Here is a 19,785-nt window from a genome sequence, read left to right on the forward strand (position 1 = left end):
CGCTCACAGCGGCAGGATGCTGCTCCACCGGCGCCTCACCTCCTCCCGGAGTTCCGGGCTCGCCTCCGCGACCGGCGGGAAATCCTGCAGGTGGTCGAATGGCCGGCACGCGTCGATGATGGCCCGCGAACTGTACATCGCCTTCGAGGTGTACGCCACGGACATCGGGTCGTTCTTCGAGCCCATGGCGTTGCGGATGATATCGATGTCTCGCTCCGGATCGGACCGGGTCGCGACGGCCCACATCACCTCAGACAAATTGGACGGGTCGATGTCGTCGTCCACGACGATGGTGTAGCGCCCCATGTAGGCCCCGACGCCGCACTGGCTGAGGATGTGTCCGCACTGGCGGGCGTGTCCGGCGTAGCGCTGCTGAATGCTGGCGACGGTCAGCATTCGTGCGCCGCCGATCTCGTGCGCCCAAACCGAGGTGACCCCGGGGACCCCGGCCGCCTCGAGCGCATCCAGCAGCAGCGCCGACCGCATCACCGCTTTCGAGTACGAGTAGTCGTTGGGCGGCTTTGCCGGGGGGCTGCCGACGATGATGGGATTGCGCCGGTGGTACACACGCTCCACCGTCACCACCGGTGCAGGTTTTGCACCCGCCTGGTAATACCCGTGGAACTCGCCGAACGGTCCCTCCAGCCGGGTGTCGCCGGGATGAATCCACCCCTCCAGCACAATCTCGGCAGCGGCCGGGAAAGGCAGCCCGGTCAACTCGCCGCGCACCACCTGAACCGGTTCGCCGAGCACCGCACCGATGTAGTTGAATTCACAGATGCCGTACGGCACCTCGATGCCCGAGATGAGGTAACACAGCGGATCGGCACCAATCACAATGCAGACCGGGAACGGCTTGCCGGCCGCCATGTACTTTTGGTACTGGATGTGGCCGTGCTTGCCGGAGACCATGTCCAATCCGACATGGTTCGCGTCGTGCACCATCACCCGGTAGGTGCCCACGTTGATCCAGTCGGAGTCGTAATCCTTGGTCACCACCGCGCAGCCGGTGCCGATGTACCGTCCGCCGTCCGCCTCGTGCCACAAGGGCGCCGGGAACTTCAGCACGTCGACGGCGTCTCCCGCGTCCACGTGCTCGAAGACGGGGCCGGTTTCCACGGCCACCGGATCGAACGCCTTGGCCTGAGACTCCCACGCTTTCGGTTTGCCACGCAACCAGCGCACCAGCTCGTGGTGGTCGTTCGTCAGCGGCCCGCGCAGGATGGAGGCCAGCCGGTACGGGCTGCTGGTGGTGCAGGTGAGCACCCGGTAGCCCGCGGGATAGTCGGGAATTTCGTCAAACAGGAGGGCGGAATGCCCCTCCCGCTTAACGTTCAATTCGCTGATGGCGCCCAGTTCAAACCGCCAATGGGCCCCGCGGATCCCCTGCAGGTTTCCGCTCTCCTCCATCTTCGCGAGCCACGCCCGGAGGTCCAACGGATTGCCTCCTGCCATGTCCACTCGCTCCTTTCCGCCCTGATGCCAGGGCCGCTCATCCAGCGACAGTCGCCGCCTGGTCCGCTTTGGCATCCGTCTCTTTCGACGCCCTCAATTTCTCTGCCGCGCGGTGCACCGCGGCGATGATCTCCGGATAGGCGGCGCACCGGCACAGGTTGCCGGACATGTAGTGCTTGATCTCCTCGTCCGTCGGGTTCGGGTTCTCCTGCAGCAGTTGCGTCGCCATCATGATCATGCCTGGCGTGCAGAACCCGCACTGGAAGCCCTCACATTCAATGAACGCCTCTTGCACCGGCGAGAGTTGTTGCAACGTGCCCAGTCCTTCGGCAGTCTGCACGTCACAACCATCGACCAGCGCCGCGAGATACAGGCATCCGGACACCGCCTTGCCATTGACGTATACCGTGCAGCAGCCGCACAACCCCTGACCGCAGCTCTCCCGCACGCTGTACATCTGGAACCCGCGCCGCAGCGCCTCCACCAGGTTTTCGTGCGGTTGCACCGCCAATTCGACGGGCCGCCCGTTCAACCGGAAACGAATCGTCCTGTATTCCGCCATGTCACGCATCCTCCCATCCTTGTCCTTGCTTCTCCCGCAGCGCCTTCAAGACCTTTTCCGGCGTGAGCGGGGTCTCATAGATGCGAACTCCGATGGCGTCATAGATGGCGTTGGCCACCGCCGGGGAGAGCCCGAGCGATCCGGTCTCACCGATGCCTTTGGCCCCGAACGGCCCGTTCCGGTGCGGTACTTCAACGATGCTGACCTCGTTGATATCGGGCAGATCCCAGAATCCCGGAATCTTGTAGTCCGCCATGCTGGCGTTCACCACCTGCCCCTCGTCGAAAACCATCTCCTCAAACAGCGTGAAGCCCATCTGCATGAAGGAAGCTCCCGACAGCTGCCGCCGGACGATGCCTGGATTGATGGCCTTGCCGCAGTCCCCGACCGTCACCAGGCGAGTGATGTGCACCTTGCCGGTTTCCATGTCCACTTCCACCTCGACACCCGTGCCGCCGACCATCCAGTACGGCGTGATGTGTTCGGACATCCCTGTCTCCGGATTCGGCTTTTCGTAGTAGGGGAAGTAGGAACCGACCCCGAGCACATTCCCCGCCTGCATCCCGTGCCGCTTGGCCAGGATGGCGCCGAAGGTGAAGAACGAGCCGTCCGGCGTCGCCACACCGCCGTCCCGCACCACCAACGCCGCCGGGTCAAAGCCGGTCTGCTCCGCACACATCGCGACGATCTTCTGCTTCGCGTCTTCCGCCGCCAGGCGCACCGCATTGCCCATGTGGAAGGTGGAGCGCGAGCCGAGGGTCGCCATGTCGTACGGGGTCACTTCGGTATCCGGGTGGATGATGCGCACATCTTCCGCGCGCAGCCCCAGGACGTCCGCCGCAATCTGGGCCATGGCGGTGTCCGACCCCTGGCCCATGTCCACCGTGCCGCAGTACACCCCGCAGCTGCCGTCGCTGTACAGGTTGACGAACGCCACGGAGGTGGTCGGCGATACCGCCGCCTTCACGCCGATGGCGATGCCGCGCCCGCGCCGGATGGTGCCCGATCCACGGTCAAACGGCTGATCCCAGTTCATCTTGCGCGCCAGCTCTTCGAGCACCTCGACGGTACCCGCGTCCTCCAGGATGGTGCCGGTGGCGTGCGGCCGGCCGTTTCGCAAGATGTTCTTGCGTCGGAATTCCAGCGGATCCATCCCGAGTTCACGCGCGATGATGTCCGCCTGGCTCTCGTACGCCCAGACCAATTGCGGAATGCCGAACCCGCGCAGGGCCCCTGCCGGGGGCAGGTTGGTGTACACCGCGTACGAGTCGAGGCTCACGGCCTCAATGTCGTACGGACCGGCGGCGGTGAAGCCGGACTTCTGGGTGACGCGCGGGCCAATGTCCGCGTACGCACCGCCATTCCACCAGGTCTTGCAGTCGCGCGCGACAATGCGCCCGTCCTTCGTGACGCCCGTCCGGATGGTGACCGTGGCTGCGTGGCGGGTGATGGTGTAGAACTGCTCCTCCATGGTCAGGCTGAGCCGCACCGGACGCTGCGTGATCAGCGCCAACGCGGCGACGAGCGCCTCCAGCTTGATGTACAGTTTGGCGCCGAAACCGCCGCCGAGGTACGCCGTGCGCACGCGCACCTTGTTCTCCGGCCACCCGAGCAACCGGGCCACTTCAATCCGCACGAACGACGGGCTCTGGGACGAGGTGTGGATCAGCAGGTTCCCCGTGTCGGTGAGCTGGGCCACGGTGACGGTCGGCTCCAGCGGCAGATGGTTGACCTGCTGGCTGCGGAACGTGTGTTCAAACACGTAATCCGCTTTCGCGAACGCCGCGTCCACGTCCCCGTTGCGCAGGTGGTATTCCATCGCCACATTCGTCTTGTTGCGCGGTTGCAAGGACTTCAAGTCGGCGAACGTCCCGGCGGGACGAATCACGTCGTGCACGATGGCGGTCTGCGACTTGTACGCCTCCACCTCGTGGAACACCGGTTCGAGCTCCTCGTACTCGACTTCCACCAAGTCGGTCGCCTGGTCGGCCACGTGCACGTCGGTCGCGAGCACGACCGCGACGGGCTCGCCCACATGACGCACCTTGTCGATGGCGAGAATCGGCTGATCATGAAACGCCGGTCCGTAATAAGGGTCCGGGATGACCTTCAGGATGTCCTCGGCCGTGATGACGTCGTACACGCCGGGCAATGCCTTGGCTGCCGACGTGTCGATCCCGCGGATCCGCGCATGCGCCACCGTGCTCCGCACGACCTTGGCGCGCAACATTCCAGGCAATTCCAAATTGTGAATGTATTCCGCGCGGCCGGTGACTTTTGCGGCGCTCTCCAGGCGCTTGACCGGCCGCCCGACCTGGCCGCTCGGCGCCGCGCTCTGGACGCCCGGTTCCATCACCTTGCTCATTGCGTCACCCCTCCATCCCCGTTGTGATCCGTCTGGGCAATCTGTTGCAGCGAACGACGGACGCACACCTTGACAATTTCCCGCTTGTAGCCGGACGACCCGCGGATGTCGGCCAACGGATGAATCTGTGTTCCCGCCAGTTCGCCCGCGTGGTGGAGCACCTCGTCCGTCGGACGTTGTCCCCGCAGGAACGATTCCACCTCGTGAAGACGCACCGGCCGCTCTGTCGCCGCGCTCACCGCCACGCGCGCGTCGGAAATCTGCCCGTCCTCCAGCCGCACAAACGCTGCCACGCCCGCCATCGGCCAATCGTCCGCCGACAATGCCGTGAACTTGACGTACGTCCCGCGCGTACCCTGCGGAAGCGGAGGCACGACCACCTCGGTGATCAGCTCGCCCGGCGCCAGCGCCGTGCTGTAGTACCCCGTGAGAAACTCCGAGAGCGGGATGTCCCGGTGCCCGGCCTCGCTGGATACCCGCACCTGGGCGTCGAGCGCCAGCAGGATGGGGGGCAGGTCCATGTGCGGATCGCCGTGGGCCAAGTGGCCGCCCAACGTCGCCACGTTCCGGACGCGCACGTTTGAGAGGGTGCGCAAGGCCTTCGGAATGACCGGGCTGAACTGCGCCACCACCGGGGAGAGCTCCAGTTCACGCAGCGTGGCGAGCGGTCCGAGGTGCAGACGCCCCGCTTCGTCCACCTTCACCTTGTCCAAGGACGGTTTCAAACGCTGCAGGCTCACCAGCCGCTCCGGCGCGTACAGCTTCGATTTCATCATCAGCATCAACGCCGTGCCACCCGCGAGCGGGCGGACCAGCGGATCGTCCGTATTCAGCAAAGACAGCGCTTCTTCCAACGTATCCGGCTGAATCAGATCAAATGCGTTCATGAGAGTGCCTCCTGCGGGTGCGTCAGCGCCGCCTTCAGATTTTCGGCGAACAGGCTCCCCATCTCCTCACACTTCGCCCGGAAGACGGACTGGCCGATTCCCCCCAACTTCCCCGTGATGGTCTGGTCCAGCACGTAGTGAATCCGGGTGGTCTGCTCGTCCACCGCACGGACCGTCAGGTCAACCGTCCCGGAGAGCTTCCCGGCCAGGGCCTTCGGTTTCCCGTCCACCACGGCCTTCAGGGAGGACGGCGCGTTCACCTCCGTCAAGCGCACCGTCACGTCAAACTTCAATTTCAGGAAAGCCACTTCGACCTCCAGGGTGGCACCGTAGTTTCCTTCCCCCAGGTCGGTCAGCTGGCTGCAACCGGGGATGCATTTCGCCAGCCGCTCCGGCGTACTGACGAACGCGAACACCTGCTCCTGCGGGCATTTCACTTCAAATTCGCTAGATACTTGCATGTCTCCAGGTCCTCCTCATCCAGTAGAATCGCGACGGCCCGAATCGGCCCGGCGGTCCCGCCGACGATCTTCAGCGGCAGCCCCATGTACCAGAACTGCCGCCCGGCCACTTCGCGCAAGTCTCCGAGATTCTCGGTGTTGAGAATCCCGCGCTCGCGGCAGACCGAGTGGGCGGGCTTCCACTCGTCCCCCTTGTGTGGTTCCACGTCCACGCTGGCGCAGTCGATCCCGATGTTGATCACACCGCGGTCCGCCAACCATTCGGTGGCTTTCCTGTCCAATCCCGGATGCTTGTTGCCATACGCTGGCTTGGGGAAGGTGCGGACGTAGTGCCCGGTGTACAGCAGAACCACTTTCGGGGAACGGGGCCCCGAAAAGTCCACCCCGGCCCGCCGGGCCGCCTCCTCCAACATGTCGGCGGTAATGAACTCTCCCGGTTCTGCCTGGCTGACGTCCAGGCAGACCGCCAAACCTTGGAACATGTCGAGCGGCAGTTCGTGAATCGCCTTCGCCTCCGGATTGGGATCCATATGTTGAAAAGAATCCGTATGGGTCGCGCAGTGGTCCGACAGGAACAGTCCGTTGATGGCGAACGTCCACTTCCCGTCGGGCAGCCTCTCCACCGACTTCAAACGATGCACGACCGTCGGTTGATGCCCCCGGTACACGGGAGAACCACTGAAAATCTCCTGCGACAGATCGATGATGCGCATCCGGTATGCCTCCTTCACCAGATTAGGGCCAGCCGCTCGGACAACTTCGACGCCGCCCGCAGGACTCCGGACTTCACCACTTCGATGCGTTCCTCCGTGGCTTCATACATCGGAATGGTCGCCACGACGGCAGCCCGCACCTGGCCGCGCCGGTCGCGCACCGGGGCGGCCAGGCCGAACACGGTGCGGTTGACCTCCTCCCGGGAGACCGCGTATCCTTGCTGCCTGACCACCGCCAATTCCCTGAGTAACCCGTCCAGGGTGGTGATGGTGTGCTCCGTGATGGCCCGCATGCCGCGCTCCTGCATCAGCGCCGCGACTTTCTCGTCCGGCAAGCTCGCCAGCCACACTTTCCCGGCCGCCGTCGCGTGCAGCGGGGCCATTTGCCCCAACATCGATGCGACCCGTAGGGGTTTGATGCCTTCCACCTTGTCGACGTAGATCAATTGCCGGTTCTGTTCGATGGCAAACTGCACGCTCTCGCCGATTTCCTGGACGAGCTCCACCAGTACCGGGTGAACGATGTCTTCCAGCTGGGTGTGATCTTTGTAGCGGAGCGCCATGGCGACGAACTTGAACGACACCGAGTACCGTCCGGTGTCCAGGTTGCGCAGCACATATCCCGCTTCTTCGAGCGTGGAGAGGATCCGCGAGACATCCGCCTTATGGATGTCCAACGCGGTCGCCAACTCCATCACGCCCATGCCATCGGGAGCACCGACCAGCGCCTCCAGCAACTGCATCGTGCGAGTCACCGCCAGCACACGACCATCTCCATCCACATGTAGGCTCAATATGGGCTGTCCCCGTCCACTGCGGGGGCGCCCCAGGCGCGTCTCTGCAGGGGTCACCTGGATTGCAGGATCTTCGCCTCTTCGTCGGTCAGGTCGCGCAGGCGCCGACCGACCTCGGCCAAGACCTCTGGCGGCACGAAGCAGACACCGCTGTCATCCGCCACCACGACGTCGCCCGGCCGCACTTGGACACCCGCCACGCGAACCGGCACGTTGATGCCGACCCCTTCCAACCGGCCGCGGCCCGTGACGGATGTCACCCCGCGCGACCACACCGGCAGTTGAAGCGCGGAGATCTGGTCCAGGTCGCGCACGGCACCGTCCACGATCACCCCGGCGATCCCGCACTCGACCGCGCGGTGCGCCGCCAAGCCGCCGAATACGGACCACAATCCAACCCCGTCGCCTTCCACCACCAGCACGTCGCCCCGGGCCGCGATCGCCATCGCGGACTTGTGGATCAACCCGTCCTCCGCATGCTCTCTCGACCGCCGTTCCGGCAGATAGCGTACGGTCACCGCCCGGCCCACCACACACCGCCCCGGCAGCCGGCCGGGCAAGTGGGTCGCCGCGACGGCCGTCGCGTATCCCAACTCGTCGAGAATGTCAGAGATGCTGGATGACAGACCGGGAATTCGCTGCCATCCATCGACGATGGCCAAATCGACCTCCGGCATCACCCCGACCTCACGGGGTTCACGCGTGCCGATTTTCGCCCGGGAACCTCCCTCACTTGGCGCCATGACCGTTCCCTCCTGTCGCGCTCGAGATTTCCACCAACAGTCCGGAGGGAAATCGCACAAACCCAACCTCCGCTCCCCAGGGCTGACGCTGAATCGGTTGAACGACCTGCGCCCCCCGCTGCAACACAGCCTCCAACGCCCGCGGACCCACCGCGCCGAGCGTGAGAATGGGCGCCTCCGGTTGAGGCAATCCCCACCGCCGCCAGGACGAGTCGGTCACCAACGCCAACTCCACCTGTGACTGTCGGTACAGGCCATCCTTTGACAGCCGCCACGGCCCGTTCAGGCGTTGGATCCAGTCCATCTCCTCGTCCGGGACCGGGATGGACACCCACATCTCAATCCCTCCTCCGCACCATCACTCCGGCGCCTCGTCCAGTTTCCACCGTTTGGTCAGCTCCGTCTGGATGCCAAATTGGTCCAGAACCCGCGCGACGGTGTGATTGACCAAGTCATCGACAGTCGCCGGCCGGGTGTAGAACGCCGGCATCGGAGGCACGATGGACACCCCCAACTCCGCCAGCCGGAGCATGTTCTCGAGATGGATGGCACTGAGCGGCGTCTCCCGCGGGACCAGCACGAGCCGGCGCCGCTCCTTCAAGGTGACATCGGCCGCCCGCGTGATCAGATTGTCCGCAAACCCGATGCGAATACTCGCAAGCGTCTTCATGCTGCACGGCACAACGACCATGCCGTCCACCGGAAACGATCCGCTCGACACCGCGGCCGCCTGGTCGGTCGATGCGTACACACGGGAAGCCAACCGCTTCACGTCCGCCAGGGACCAGTCGGTCTCCAGGTGAATCGTCGCCTCCGCCCATTTGCTGAGGATCAGATGGGTCTCGATGCCCAACTCGCGCAGGACCTCGAGTGTGCGAATCCCCAGAATGGCGCCGGTGGCACCGGTCATTCCGACGATTAAGCGCATACAATCGCTCCAGTCCGGATGAAGTGCGTGGCCAGATCGGCCCCCATGCGCCGTTCGGTACGACCTCAGGTCAATTCCGCAATGACATCGACCTCCACCAGAATGCCGCGCAGCGCAGCCCCAATGGTCGTGCGCGCTGGATAGGGCTCGCGAAAGAACTCCGCGTACACCGAATTGAAGGCGGCAAAATCCTTCAGGTCCGCCAGGTAGACGTTGACCTTCACGACGTCGTCCAGGGTGGCGCCGGCTGCCTGCAGAATGGCCTGGACGTTCTTCAGCACCTGTCGCGCCTGTCCCACAATATCCGCAGGCATCTCCCCCGTGTTCACATCTACGGGTCGCTGCCCAGACACGTAAATGCGATTCCCTGCCTTGACCGCCTGCGAATAGGGTCCGAAGGGCTGGGGTGCTTGAGTAGTGCGTATGGATTCCTTCAAACGGGATCCCTCTTTCACCCTCGAGGGCTTTTGATGTAACTCAGTTACACGAATCATATCAAATCCTTCCCGGAAGAAGCAATAGAGAGATAAAAATGACGCACAGATGTGCGTCAAATGGCAAGGTGACGAGTGGACACAGAGGCAGTGGGAAGCGGAGATTCAGCGCAGAGCGCCCCTCATTTCACAACTTCCGGTAAACAATCGTCAGGCGATCGTCCTCCCGCCTGATATCCACGATGCGAATTTTCGATGTCTCCACCATGGATTTCAGTTCCCTCAGGACGGCTGGCCACCGGACGAGGTCGTCCCGCAGCAAGGTGACGCGCTCGAACACATGGGGCTGCTCCATGCGGCTTCCCTCCGTATTGCACTGTTGCAAAGCCGGGATCGCGCATTTGTAATAAAACATAACACATTTTTATTGTAATCCAGAGATACTGGGTGAATCAATGATTTTTTGTTATATTAATTAACATATCGCAAATGTCTCGCGAACGAGGAGTGGGATGACAGGCGGCAACCTGATATATTGACGGTGATACGGGAGAGGGGGACGGCAGACTTGTTTCAGTTGCGCGGTCATCACCTGTTGTGTCTGCTCGGCTACCGGGGAATGGGCTACTCCGCGGAATACACGGAGAACATGACGCGGCTTCACACGACCCTGCGCATGCAGCCACAGACCCAGGTGGAGTTGGTGGCGGGACCGGACGATCTGTGCCGGCACTTCCCCGAGGATCAGCCCTGCCACTGCGACGAGCGGACCGTACACGAGCGAGACGCCGCGGTGTTGGAGAGGATGGGGTTGAAGCCGGGGGATCGACTCCCGTGGCGCACGCTCGAAGAGCGGTTGGCAGCGACCTTCATCCCGGGGGATATTCCTCGTCTGTGCAGCACCTGCCCATGGCTCGGCTATGGGGTGTGTGAGGACGGTGTTCGCCGGCTGCGCCGGGGCGAGGGACTGTATCCAGTGCAGGCGAGCGGTGGAGTGGGTGATGGGCTGACCGGAGAATGAGCCCGGGCAGGACGGGACGGGGGTGGGGCGGGGATCGCCACGGACGTGGAGGCGACTTCATGAGTGCGGCGGTGACGGTACACAGGCTTAGCAGCCAAATGGATCCTAATGTTAGGTATGCGCATCGGTTTGGTGCAAATGCGTCATTATCGCAGGAGTGGAGACCCGGGATAAAATCAGATCAGTTTCTACCTCGTCCGCTTTCTGGTGGATCGGCAGCTGCCACCCTCGCCTAAATACAAATCTGTTGCTATCGCCCCCGCGACACAAGACTTTGAGTATCAAACGGTTTTCATCTTCCTTGAAAACCTCCCGCATAGATGCAGATCGGTTGCTAACGCCTCTGCCCGGACCGCCCAATCCGATTCATCCACAACTTCACCTCGACCCATCGCCGCCCCGGCCCTCCCACGCCGGCCTTCACCGGCCACCGCCTCGACCGATTCGGTCGGATTCACCGCATTCTCTCCGGCTCCACCAGCAATCGGCACAAGATCTGCACGAACGAAGCGAGCCTCAATCCCCTTCGCCGACCACGCAGAGGTCAATCGCCGGATTCAGCGCCAAGCTCCGGGCAATCCCGCAGGAACGGCCGGACGGGGAACGGGAACCATGCCTCGATCCGACCCTGATTCAGGAAGCTCACGTGATCTCCTGCACATGATGGCGAGGAAACCGCACGGATGGTAGAGTAAGAGTGTCACAAAGGATCCATCCGACAAGGAGGCCCGCGTGCGCCATTCCGGACAGAAAGGGGGGGAGTACGGACGATGGATGCCGAGTTACGTGATTTTCTCATCGGTATGGAACAGCGGCTGATGCAGGGGATGAGCCTGCAGTTTGCCGAGATGGAACGGCGCCTCGACGAGAAAATCGACGCACGTTTCGCCGACATGGAACGGCGCTTCGACGAGAAGATGGACGCCCGCTTCGACGACTTGGAGCGGCGCCTCGACGAGAAGATGGACGCTCGCTTCGCTGACATGGAGCGGTGCCTCGACGAGAAGATGGACGCTCGCTTCGCTGACATGGAGCGGCGCCTCGACGAGAAGATGGACGCCCGCTTCGACGAGTTCCGCTTGGAGATCCGAGACATGCTCGCACGGTTTTCCAGGGACATCCTGCAACAAGTCGAAAACAAGTTGGCGCCACTCCTGCAGGAGGTGAACGAGATCCATCGCATTCTGCAGCCCTACCAAAAGGATTACCATGCTGTGGAAGGCCGCCTGTCCATCTGCGAGCGTCGCATCGACCGGCACGGGCAGAAAATCGCTGCCATCGAAGAGCGGCTCGATTTGGGTCTGGACGTAGCCACGAATCCGTGACGCCATCAGCCCATCTCCTCCCTGAAGGAACCATGTGATCCCGCCGTGCCTTCAGAACGACGCACAGTGGCGATCCCGCCGTGGACCCGAACGCCACTGGGGACCATGCCGCCGACGCGCAGGTGCCGTATCACCGACCCTGCATGACCACCACGCCCCTGCGCTAGTACAACACCTGCGACCTTGCACTGAACCTGCGTCATCGCGCCGCGGCTGCGCTGCGGCTGCACACGCGAGCGTTGTGTCACCTCGAATGCTACAGATGATTCTGCACATTCTTCTCAACGGATGGCATCCGTCGGGGAACCGCTCGACCAGAAGGCGTGGCACTCGCTGCACCGGGTGGTCTGCGACGACCGCGCGGTAATCGACAACACCTGGGACCAGACAGAGACCGGAGGTACGAGGACCGGGATCGATAAGGGAACAGCTACTTCTCGCCGATGCCGGGGGTCGACTTCAACAGGGGCAGCGCGGTAGGCGGCGCGGACGGGCACTTCTGGGTGCTGGGCTAGATGGAGGATGTCATCACTGTCTCCGGACACCGCATCGGCACGATGGAGATAGAGAACGCCTTGATCCAGCATCCGGCGGGGGTGGAGGCGTGGCTGGAGGATGCCGACATCATCGACAAGCTGTTGCCGACATCACGAACCGGTAAAGCGCGAGGAGGCCGGTGCGGACCAGCGCGGGTCGCGTCAGGCCTCCACTCGTTCCGATCCTGCCGTCCGCACAGCGCGCGCCGGCAGGTTGGGCACCGCGTCTCGGCGACGGACGCCTTCAGACGCCCGCAGACGCCTTCAGTGTTCCGTGACCTGGCGTTGCTGGGCCATCACCGCGCGGTGAGAGGGCATCAGCAGCGTGGCCGCCAGGGAGATGACGGCCGCCGCGACGACCAGGGTGAACACCGCGTGCAGACCACTCTCGAGAAACGCGTGCATCATCTGCACCACCTGCGCCGGCAGGTGCGCCAGGGCGTCCGCGTTGAGCAGCCCGTTGACATTGGTCGCCTGGGCCCGGTAAGCGGGCGGAATGTGCGCGGACGCGTAGGCAGCGAGCGCGTGGTTGAAGTACGTGCCGAAGATGGCGACGCCCACAGTCTGGCCGAGGGATCGCATGAACGTGTTCGAGGCCGTGGCAGCGCCGCGCAGGTTCCACCCCACCGCCGACTGGATGAGCACCGTCGTCGGCGTGGTCACGAGCCCCATGCCGAGGCCGACGAGGATCATCACGCAGGTGAACACCCAGGCCGGCGTCGACACGCCTGCGGTGACCAGGACCAGCGTCCCGCACAGGATGGAGACGGTGCCGGCGACGGCGGTGGTCTTCGATCCGATCTTGTACATCACCCGCCCGGCGACGGTCGATCCCACCGGCCACGCCAACGACATGGGCAGCAGCGTGATGCCCGAGTTGGTGGCGCTGAACCCGAGGATCCCCTGGATCCACATGGGCAGATACGCGCTGATGCCGATGAGGACGCAGGCGGTGAAAAATCCAATGAGATTTGACACCGCGATGACGCGCATGCCGAAGAGCTTGAGGGGCAGCATGGGCTCGGGCGCCCGGACCTCCACGAAGAGGAAGGCCGCCAGGCAGACCAGCGCGATCGCAAACAGGACCATCAACGTCACGGACGTCCAGGCGTACATGGTGCCGCCGTTCAGCAGCGCATACAGGAGGGCGGACATGCCGATGGTGAACAGCACGGCACCGGCGTAGTCGATGCGCGGTTGCTTCTGGCGATGGAACGTCTCGTGCAGGAACAGCCACACCAGCGCGATCGACACGATGCCGACCGGAACATTGATGTAGAAGATCCAGCGCCAAGAGACCTGATCGACGAAGAAGCCCCCGACCAACGGGCCGATGAGGCCGGCGATCCCCCAGATGGAACTGAACAAGCCCTGCATCTTGGCGCGCTGTTCGCCGGGGAACAGATCGCCGATAATGGTGAAGGTCACGGGCATCACGGCGCCGGCGCCCACCCCCTGGAACGCGCGGAACCAGATGAGCTGGGTCATGGACTGCGCGAGGCCGGACAGGGCGGAGCCGGCCAGGAACAGGATCACGCCGACGGTGAAGACGATCCGCCGGCCGAACAGGTCGGCCAACTTCCCATAGATGGGCGTCGTCACCGACGTGGTCAGGGTGTACACGGCGAACACCCAGCTGATGAGGTTGAGCCCGCCGAGATCGGCGACGATGCGGGGCATCGCGGTGCCGACGACGGTGACATCGAGGGCGGTGAGCAAGGTGGCGACCATCATGGCGACGGTAACGGCCACTCGGTTGGTCTGATTGTGCATGGCAATCCACTCCCGGACAGGTTGACCGCCGCGCTGCGCCCTGTGACGACATCAGGGAGGTCGGTCGACAGGACGCAGGCTGACAGCCCCATGATAGCAGACGGAGGGCGGAAGCGCATCGCGGGCCTCAGTCCCTTGTCGGCGGCAGTCCGCCGAGGAGGAGAGGATGCCTCATGGCTCGAAACCGGGAAACCATGTGGAAGCCATGTGATTAAAGGAATTTCGCCGCAGGCAGGCGATAGATATGGTAGGATCAGCCTCGGGATCAATCGCGGCAGACTTGGACGGAAAGGTGAACGAGATGGCCCTCATCACGGACATTCACACCCATGTGCTCCCGGGGATCGACGACGGCCCGAATGACCTGGAGGCGGCGCAGAACCTGTTGGCGGCGTTTCACGCAAGCGGGACGGATCGGGTGTTCTGCACGTCGCACCTGCTCAGCCCCCATTTCGACAGCAACCTGGACGGCCTCCGGGCGGCCTACCACCGCCTCACAGAGGGTCTGACCCGGCATGACGGCCCCGAACTGGCACTTGGCGCGGAGCTGCGCATGACCGCGTCGCTGGCGGACCTCTTGCGGATGGGCGAAGTGCCGGCACTGGGGGACTCGCATTATGTCCTGTGTGAATTCCGGAGCGATCACGTCTCCACCCGAGCCCTGGAGTTGGTGCACGAATTGGTGGTGCGCGGGTACCAGCCCATCATGGCCCACCCGGAGCGCAACCTGGAGCTGCAGAAGCATCCCGAACGGCTGGATGAGTTGGCGGCTTGCGGCCTTCTGTTCCAGGTGACGGCTCAGTGTTTCGAAGCCGGCCCTCACGACGGCCACCCGGGGCAGCGATTGGCGTGGCGAATGCTCGAGGAAGGCCGCGTGGCGGTCATCGCTTCGGACGCGCACGATCCCGCGGTCCGGCCACCGGGCCTCCTGCCGGCCTACGAGGCCATCTCGGCGCATGCCGGAGATGCGGTGGCGGAAGTCTTGATCATGAACGCGAACGCCATCTGGGCGGACGAACCCGTCCGGGAGCTAGTGCCCGCTCGCCCGAAGCGCAGCCTGTGGCGTCGCGTCTTCGGCTAGTGCCGGCCAAGATGCCGTCCGATGCCGACGGTCGAGCCAGTTGAACCAGTGCCCCCGGCCGAGCCGGTGTTCCCCATGGAGGCAGTGCCGCCGATGGGGCCGATGCGACCGATGGAGCCGGTGTCATCCATGGAGCCGGTGAAGCCGGTGTCCCTCACCGGTCGGACATCAACGCCTTCCCCAACGCTTCCTGGGGCGGCCTTCTCCCACCGGCTGCCCGCTGTTATGGTGGCTCCACTGCGCGCGCAACTCGGCTAAGCGGGACTGCAGTTCGGCCCGCTCACCGGGATCGCTCGCGGCACCCACAAGTTGGAAGTCCTTTCGGCCTGCGCGACAATAGGGGCACACCGCGGTGTGCTCGTAACTCGCTGTATCTCCCCCGCACGACTGGCAAAAGAAATAGAACACTTTCGTCGCCATCGTGTGTTCCCCTTTCCCTGCACCACAGCGTTTTTGATGGATTCATCGCTCTCTGTTCTTCTTCTCCTATGATATGACAATTCCGCTGTCGAAAGGTGTCGATTGCGAAAGATTCGTAGGCGTTTCCTCCAGGAGTACCCCTAACGGGGAAGTGTCGTTACAAAAGAGGTATTTCAGCAAGAGCCCTACACCGTGGCGAGGAATCCGGGACATTCGAACGAAAAATGGGTTGTCAATGGGGGATAAATGGGGTATGAATGGGTTGCAAATGGGTTGCAAATGGGTGAAATGGGGGCCTGCTGGCACCACCGTCCAAGTGGTTAATGAATGAATTGTGCTAAACCGACCGGAATCGTCTGCATACAACGTCATATTTGTATTTATCTGCGCAGGCCTGGGGGTTCATAGCAACTGTTTTGTATCTAAAGCGGTAAACGAGGGGCATCCCCACTGCTGATAAAGTCGATTGACCGCCTTATTGGTGCGACGAGGGTCTGGATTACATAAAAACGGTGTCTATTCCGCCGACACCCCCGCTCGATAACACCGAACACGTTTTAAATCGCCGCCGCGTACCTGAAACACACGTCGCCGCACGCCTGCCGCACCGGCCATCGTACCATGGCGCCAGTCCATGGCCCCACACCATCGCACCCGTCCATGTCCACCATTCCTCTTGAGGAGGGGCGCCGCCATGACCATCCTGCTCCGGTCTGTGGAGCTCAAATCCGAATTGCCTGCCTCCCGGGCGTACCCCTTCTCCCTGCCTGTGGTTCGCCACCTGGGCACGCTGACCTTCAGCGCACCCGTGACCCTGTTCGTCGGCGAAAATGGCAGCGGGAAGTCGACCATCCTGGAAGCCATCGCGGCGGCCGCGGGATCCATCACCGTCGGGGCGGAGAGCGTCGGGGCGGAGAGCGTCGGGGTGGATCCCGACCTTCAACCGGCGCGCAGACTGGCGGGCGCGATGCGGTTGATCTGGAGCAAACGCACGCGACGGGGGTTCTTCCTGAGGGCGGAGGACTTTTTGGGTTACGTGCGGCGGATGCAGTCCCTGCGCCGCGATCTGGCGCAGGACGCGGCCGAGATGGAACGGCGGTACGCCGGACGGGGACTCGCGGTGTCCCTCGGGAAGATGCCGATGGAGGGATCGCTGGCGGCGATGCGGGAGAAGTACGGAGAAGGGCTGGACACGAGATCGCACGGCGAGAGCTTCCTGGACCTCTTCCACGCCCGCCTCCAACCGGGCGGCCTGTACTTGCTCGACGAGCCGGAGACCCCCCTGTCGCCGCTGAAACAACTGTCGCTCCTCCGGATGTTCCACGACGCGGTGACGTCCGGCGCCCAATTCATCATCGCCACGCACTCCCCCATCCTCATGGCCTACCCAGGGGCGTGCATCCTCAACTTCGACACCGTCCCGCCGAGCCCGGCCGCGTACGACGATCTGGAGCACGTGCGAATCCTGCGGGACTTTCTCAACCACCGCGACGCTTTTCTCAAGCCACTGTTCGATCCGCAGGCGCCCTGAACCATCACTGCCGGGATCCACAGCCACCGTGATCCGCTGGCTCCGCGATCCGCTCGCTCCCGGAGCCGCTCGCTCCCATCTTCACCGCGCGCCACCGCGGCCCGTCACGCATCCCGGGCGCCCAGGGCGACCCGGCTGCGAATCCGGCTCTTCCGGCCCTGCTGCCCCTTCGAAGGCGACAGGATGTCCGGCATTGGGCGCGTGCGCTGGATGAAAAACGACAGGAGGAATGCGACGAACAGCAATCCGGTCGCGATCCAGAACGCGTCGTCGATCCCCATCACCGTCGCCTGCCGCATCATCCGGTCGAGCACGTCAGACGCGGCGGCCCCGTGTCCGTTCAGCACGGCGGCCTGCTGCCTCATCGAGAGCACCTGGAAGTGCACCTGGGTGCGGCTGGCCATGATGCTGACCAACAGCGCCATCCCCACCGCGCCGGAGACCATTCGCAAGGTGTTGGACATGGCCGTGCCGTGCGGATAGTACCGCTTCGGCAATTGGTTCAGGCCCGCCGTCATCACCGGCATCAGCAGGATGGACATGCCGACGGCGCGGAGGGTGTAGATCACGGTGACATGGAGGAAGCTGGTGTCCAGCTCCAGCCGGGTCAGCGCGTAGTTGGTCAACGTCGTGATGGCGAGGCCGGATACCGCGAGCCAGCGGGCGCCGATGCGATCGAACAGGCGACCCGTGACAGGCGACATGATGCCCATCACCACGCCGCCGGGCAGCAGCATCAGGCCCGAGAGCAGCGGCGAGAATCCGCGCACGTCCTGCATGTAGATGGGCATCAACAGCATGCCGGCGAACAGCGCCATCGTCACGACGACGAGGATCACCGTCGTCAGGGTGAACATCGGATACCGGAAGATCCGCACCTCCAGCAGCGGCCGCTCCGCGCCCCACTGCCGAAATACGAACCACAGCAGACTCACCCCGCCAATGACGAAGGCAGCCACCACCTCGGCCGATCCCCAGCCGCTGTTCCCGGCCGTGCTGAATCCGTACAGCACACCGCCGAACCCGAGCGTCGACAGGACGACGCTCCACGTGTCCAGCCGGGGACGACGCGTCTCCGTGACATTGCGCAAAAGGAGGAAGGAGATGAGCAGGTCCAACAGCGCGATCGGCAGCACGACGAAAAACAGCACCCGCCACGAGTGGTGCTCCACCAGCCAGCCGGACAAGGTGGGGCCGATGGCGGGCGCGAAGTTCAGCGCGATCCCGAAGATCCCCATCGCCCACCCGCGCCGCTCGACGGGAAACAGGATGAAGATGACGTTGGTCACCAGCGGCATCAGCACACCTGCCCCGGCGGCCTGAATGATGCGCCCGGCGAGCAGAACCCAGAACTGCGGGGCGAAAGCGCAGATGAGCGTGCCGACGCAGAACACCCCCATGGCGGACAGGTACAACTGACGCGTCGTGAACCGCTCCATCAGGTACGCGGTGATGGGGATAACGACGCCGTTGACCAGCATGTACCCGGTGGCCAACCAATCCCCCGTGGTGGCGCTGACGTGAAGGTGTTCCATGATCTGGGGCAGGGCCACGTTGATGAGCGACTGATTGAGAAATGCAACAAAGGCGCCCGCCATCATCAGCATGAAGATGGGCCTGACGGGTACGTCGCCCCTCCCGCCCGCCGCATTCGGCCGGCGATTCGTTGAGGAACCTTCATGCACCTCTTTCACGACGTGGCCTCCCTCCTCGTTTCCCTGTATTTTTATGATACAGAATTTCCGGTGTCCGAATCACCAGGCGGTCGACGCGCAGAACGCCGGCGCAGACGCGGCCGACGCGGCGGATTCAATTGTAGAATCGTTTCGCAAAACGGGCAGTGACAACGGTGGTCCGTTCTGCTATCGTCGGATCAAGACGTCCTCCGCAGCGCCCTCCTCATCGTATACTTTCCGCCGGCCTGCCACCGGCCCCGAAGGAGGTCCCCCCTTGGACGAGCAGACGCTTCGCGCGGTTCTGGTCGATGTATTATCGGAAGTTTTGCCGATCCATCTGAATCCGATTGAGCATCGGATGGACAAGTTGGAAAAGCGGTTGGGCGAGGTCGAGCATCGGCTCGACCAAATGGAGCAGCGGCTGGATCAGCTGGAACAGCGGTTCGATCAAGTGGAGCAGCGGTTGGTTGGGCTGGAACAGCGGCTCGACCAAGTGGAGCAACAGTTGCATAACCTGGAACAGCGGCTCGACCAAGTGGAGCAGCAGTTGCATAACCTGGAACAGCGGCTCGACCAAGTGGAGCAGCAGTTGCATAACCTGGAACAGCGGCTCGACCAAGTGGAGCAGCGGTTGCATAACCTGGAACAGCGGCTCGACCAAGTGGAGCAGCGACTCCTCAAGGTCGAACAACGCATCGACGAAGTCGAGCATCGACTCGCCCACGTGGCGCACGAGTTGGACAACGTCGACCGAGAGCTGGAAACGGTGAAGCATCGGCTCACCGAAATCGAAGACCGGTTGACGCGCGTGGAAACCCTCCTGGACAGCACCCAGTCGATGGTGACGCAGCTGATCACCGACGTCGGGCGGGTGAATGAGGTGATGCGCGGGACGAACCGGCGCATCGACGTCATGGACGGGCAACATCTGCGCCATGAACGCCGGCTAAACCGACATCGGAACCAGATCGGCCAGCTGGCGGAAGAGATGGCCCTGATCCGGGAGAAAACAGTGGGCGCCGCCGCGGAGCCGTTGCATTGGGTGGAAGACGTCACAGACACCTCGTACTGACGGCCGCC

General features: G+C 63.5%; 19 protein-coding genes. 5 read left to right on the plus strand and 14 right to left on the minus strand.

All coding sequences use genetic code 11. The features are described 5' to 3' along the window. Positions 1–3: 3 nt before the first annotated feature. From BM357_RS02575 to BM357_RS19670, 12 genes are all read right to left on the minus strand, one after another. Positions 4–1,437, minus strand: coding sequence for a UbiD family decarboxylase (locus BM357_RS02575; RefSeq protein ID WP_217647655.1), 1,434 nt, complete (start codon positions 1,435–1,437; stop codon positions 4–6). Between the two features lie 55 nt (positions 1,438–1,492). Then, positions 1,493–2,017: a (2Fe-2S)-binding protein gene (locus BM357_RS02580; protein ID WP_074949371.1), complete on the minus strand. Its 525-nt coding sequence runs from the start codon at positions 2,015–2,017 to the stop codon at positions 1,493–1,495. A gap of 1 nt (position 2,018) precedes the next feature. Continuing rightward, positions 2,019–4,382, minus strand: a complete 2,364-nt coding sequence (locus BM357_RS02585; RefSeq protein ID WP_083430104.1) for a xanthine dehydrogenase family protein molybdopterin-binding subunit — start codon at positions 4,380–4,382, stop codon at positions 2,019–2,021. Beyond that, a complete protein-coding gene (locus BM357_RS02590) occupies positions 4,379–5,269 on the minus strand; it encodes an FAD binding domain-containing protein (RefSeq protein ID WP_074949373.1) in 891 nt (296 codons plus the stop codon). Before BM357_RS02590 ends, BM357_RS02585 begins: the two co-directional genes overlap by 4 nt. Continuing rightward, a complete protein-coding gene (locus BM357_RS02595; RefSeq protein WP_083430105.1) occupies positions 5,266–5,730 on the minus strand; it encodes an SRPBCC family protein in 465 nt (154 codons plus the stop codon). The genes BM357_RS02590 and BM357_RS02595 overlap by 4 nt, the downstream gene beginning before the upstream one ends. Then, a complete protein-coding gene (locus BM357_RS02600) occupies positions 5,703–6,443 on the minus strand; it encodes a cyclase family protein (protein WP_074949377.1) in 741 nt (246 codons plus the stop codon). Before BM357_RS02600 ends, BM357_RS02595 begins: the two co-directional genes overlap by 28 nt. Positions 6,444–6,457: 14 nt before the next feature. Further along, positions 6,458–7,207 carry an IclR family transcriptional regulator gene (locus BM357_RS02605; protein ID WP_074949379.1) on the minus strand — a complete coding sequence of 250 codons (750 nt, stop codon included), beginning with the start codon at positions 7,205–7,207 and terminating at the stop codon, positions 6,458–6,460. Positions 7,208–7,290: 83 nt separating this feature from the next. Beyond that, positions 7,291–7,980, minus strand: a complete 690-nt coding sequence (locus BM357_RS02610; protein WP_074949381.1) for an RraA family protein — start codon at positions 7,978–7,980, stop codon at positions 7,291–7,293. Beyond that, a complete protein-coding gene (locus BM357_RS02615; RefSeq protein WP_074949383.1) occupies positions 7,967–8,317 on the minus strand; it encodes a VOC family protein in 351 nt (116 codons plus the stop codon). Before BM357_RS02615 ends, BM357_RS02610 begins: the two co-directional genes overlap by 14 nt. A 21-nt stretch (positions 8,318–8,338) precedes the next feature. Then, a complete protein-coding gene (locus tag BM357_RS02620) occupies positions 8,339–8,908 on the minus strand; it encodes a UbiX family flavin prenyltransferase (protein WP_074949385.1) in 570 nt (189 codons plus the stop codon). A gap of 65 nt (positions 8,909–8,973) precedes the next feature. Next, a complete protein-coding gene (locus BM357_RS02625) occupies positions 8,974–9,402 on the minus strand; it encodes a RidA family protein (RefSeq protein WP_175511419.1) in 429 nt (142 codons plus the stop codon). 127 nt (positions 9,403–9,529) lie between these two features. Then, on the minus strand, positions 9,530–9,697 hold the full coding sequence (locus tag BM357_RS19670; RefSeq protein WP_175511417.1) for a hypothetical protein: 168 nt from the start codon (positions 9,695–9,697) through the stop codon (positions 9,530–9,532). A 213-nt stretch (positions 9,698–9,910) separates the two neighbouring features. Between BM357_RS19670 and BM357_RS02630 the strand changes: the two genes are divergently transcribed. Together BM357_RS02630 and BM357_RS02635 are read left to right on the plus strand one after the other, a co-directional pair. Further along, on the plus strand, positions 9,911–10,363 hold the full coding sequence (locus BM357_RS02630) for a DUF1284 domain-containing protein (protein ID WP_074949390.1): 453 nt from the start codon (positions 9,911–9,913) through the stop codon (positions 10,361–10,363). Positions 10,364–11,133: 770 nt separating this feature from the next. Continuing rightward, a complete protein-coding gene (locus BM357_RS02635) occupies positions 11,134–11,688 on the plus strand; it encodes a hypothetical protein (protein WP_074949392.1) in 555 nt (184 codons plus the stop codon). A gap of 800 nt (positions 11,689–12,488) precedes the next feature. On the opposite strand, the gene BM357_RS02640 is transcribed toward BM357_RS02635, so the two are convergent. After that, on the minus strand, positions 12,489–13,997 hold the full coding sequence (locus BM357_RS02640; protein WP_074949394.1) for an MDR family MFS transporter: 1,509 nt from the start codon (positions 13,995–13,997) through the stop codon (positions 12,489–12,491). A gap of 301 nt (positions 13,998–14,298) precedes the next feature. Here BM357_RS02640 and BM357_RS02645 point away from each other — a divergent pair, with 301 nt between their 5' ends. Together BM357_RS02645 and BM357_RS02650 are read left to right on the plus strand one after the other, a co-directional pair. Beyond that, on the plus strand, positions 14,299–15,078 hold the full coding sequence (locus BM357_RS02645; protein ID WP_074949396.1) for a tyrosine-protein phosphatase: 780 nt from the start codon (positions 14,299–14,301) through the stop codon (positions 15,076–15,078). Positions 15,079–16,192: 1,114 nt separating this feature from the next. Continuing rightward, positions 16,193–17,029 (plus strand): AAA family ATPase, encoded by an 837-nt coding sequence (locus BM357_RS02650; RefSeq protein ID WP_175511420.1) that lies wholly within the window; start codon positions 16,193–16,195, stop codon positions 17,027–17,029. A 104-nt stretch (positions 17,030–17,133) separates the two neighbouring features. Here the strand turns inward: BM357_RS02650 and BM357_RS02655 are convergent, their stop codons facing one another. Next, entirely contained in the window at positions 17,134–18,636 is a 1,503-nt protein-coding gene (locus BM357_RS02655; RefSeq protein ID WP_074949686.1) for a DHA2 family efflux MFS transporter permease subunit, read from the minus strand. Positions 18,637–18,979: 343 nt separating this feature from the next. On the opposite strand from BM357_RS02655, the gene BM357_RS02660 reads away from it, so the two are divergent. After that, the gene (locus BM357_RS02660; protein WP_074949398.1) at positions 18,980–19,777 is read left to right on the plus strand and encodes a tropomyosin; all 798 of its coding nucleotides are present in this window, start codon (positions 18,980–18,982) and stop codon (positions 19,775–19,777) included. Positions 19,778–19,785: the final 8 nt, after the last annotated feature.

The sequence above is a fragment of the Paenalicyclobacillus macrosporangiidus genome, assembly GCF_900116805.1.
In the GTDB taxonomy this organism is placed as follows: Bacteria; Bacillota; Bacilli; order Alicyclobacillales; family Alicyclobacillaceae; genus Alicyclobacillus_H; species Alicyclobacillus_H macrosporangiidus.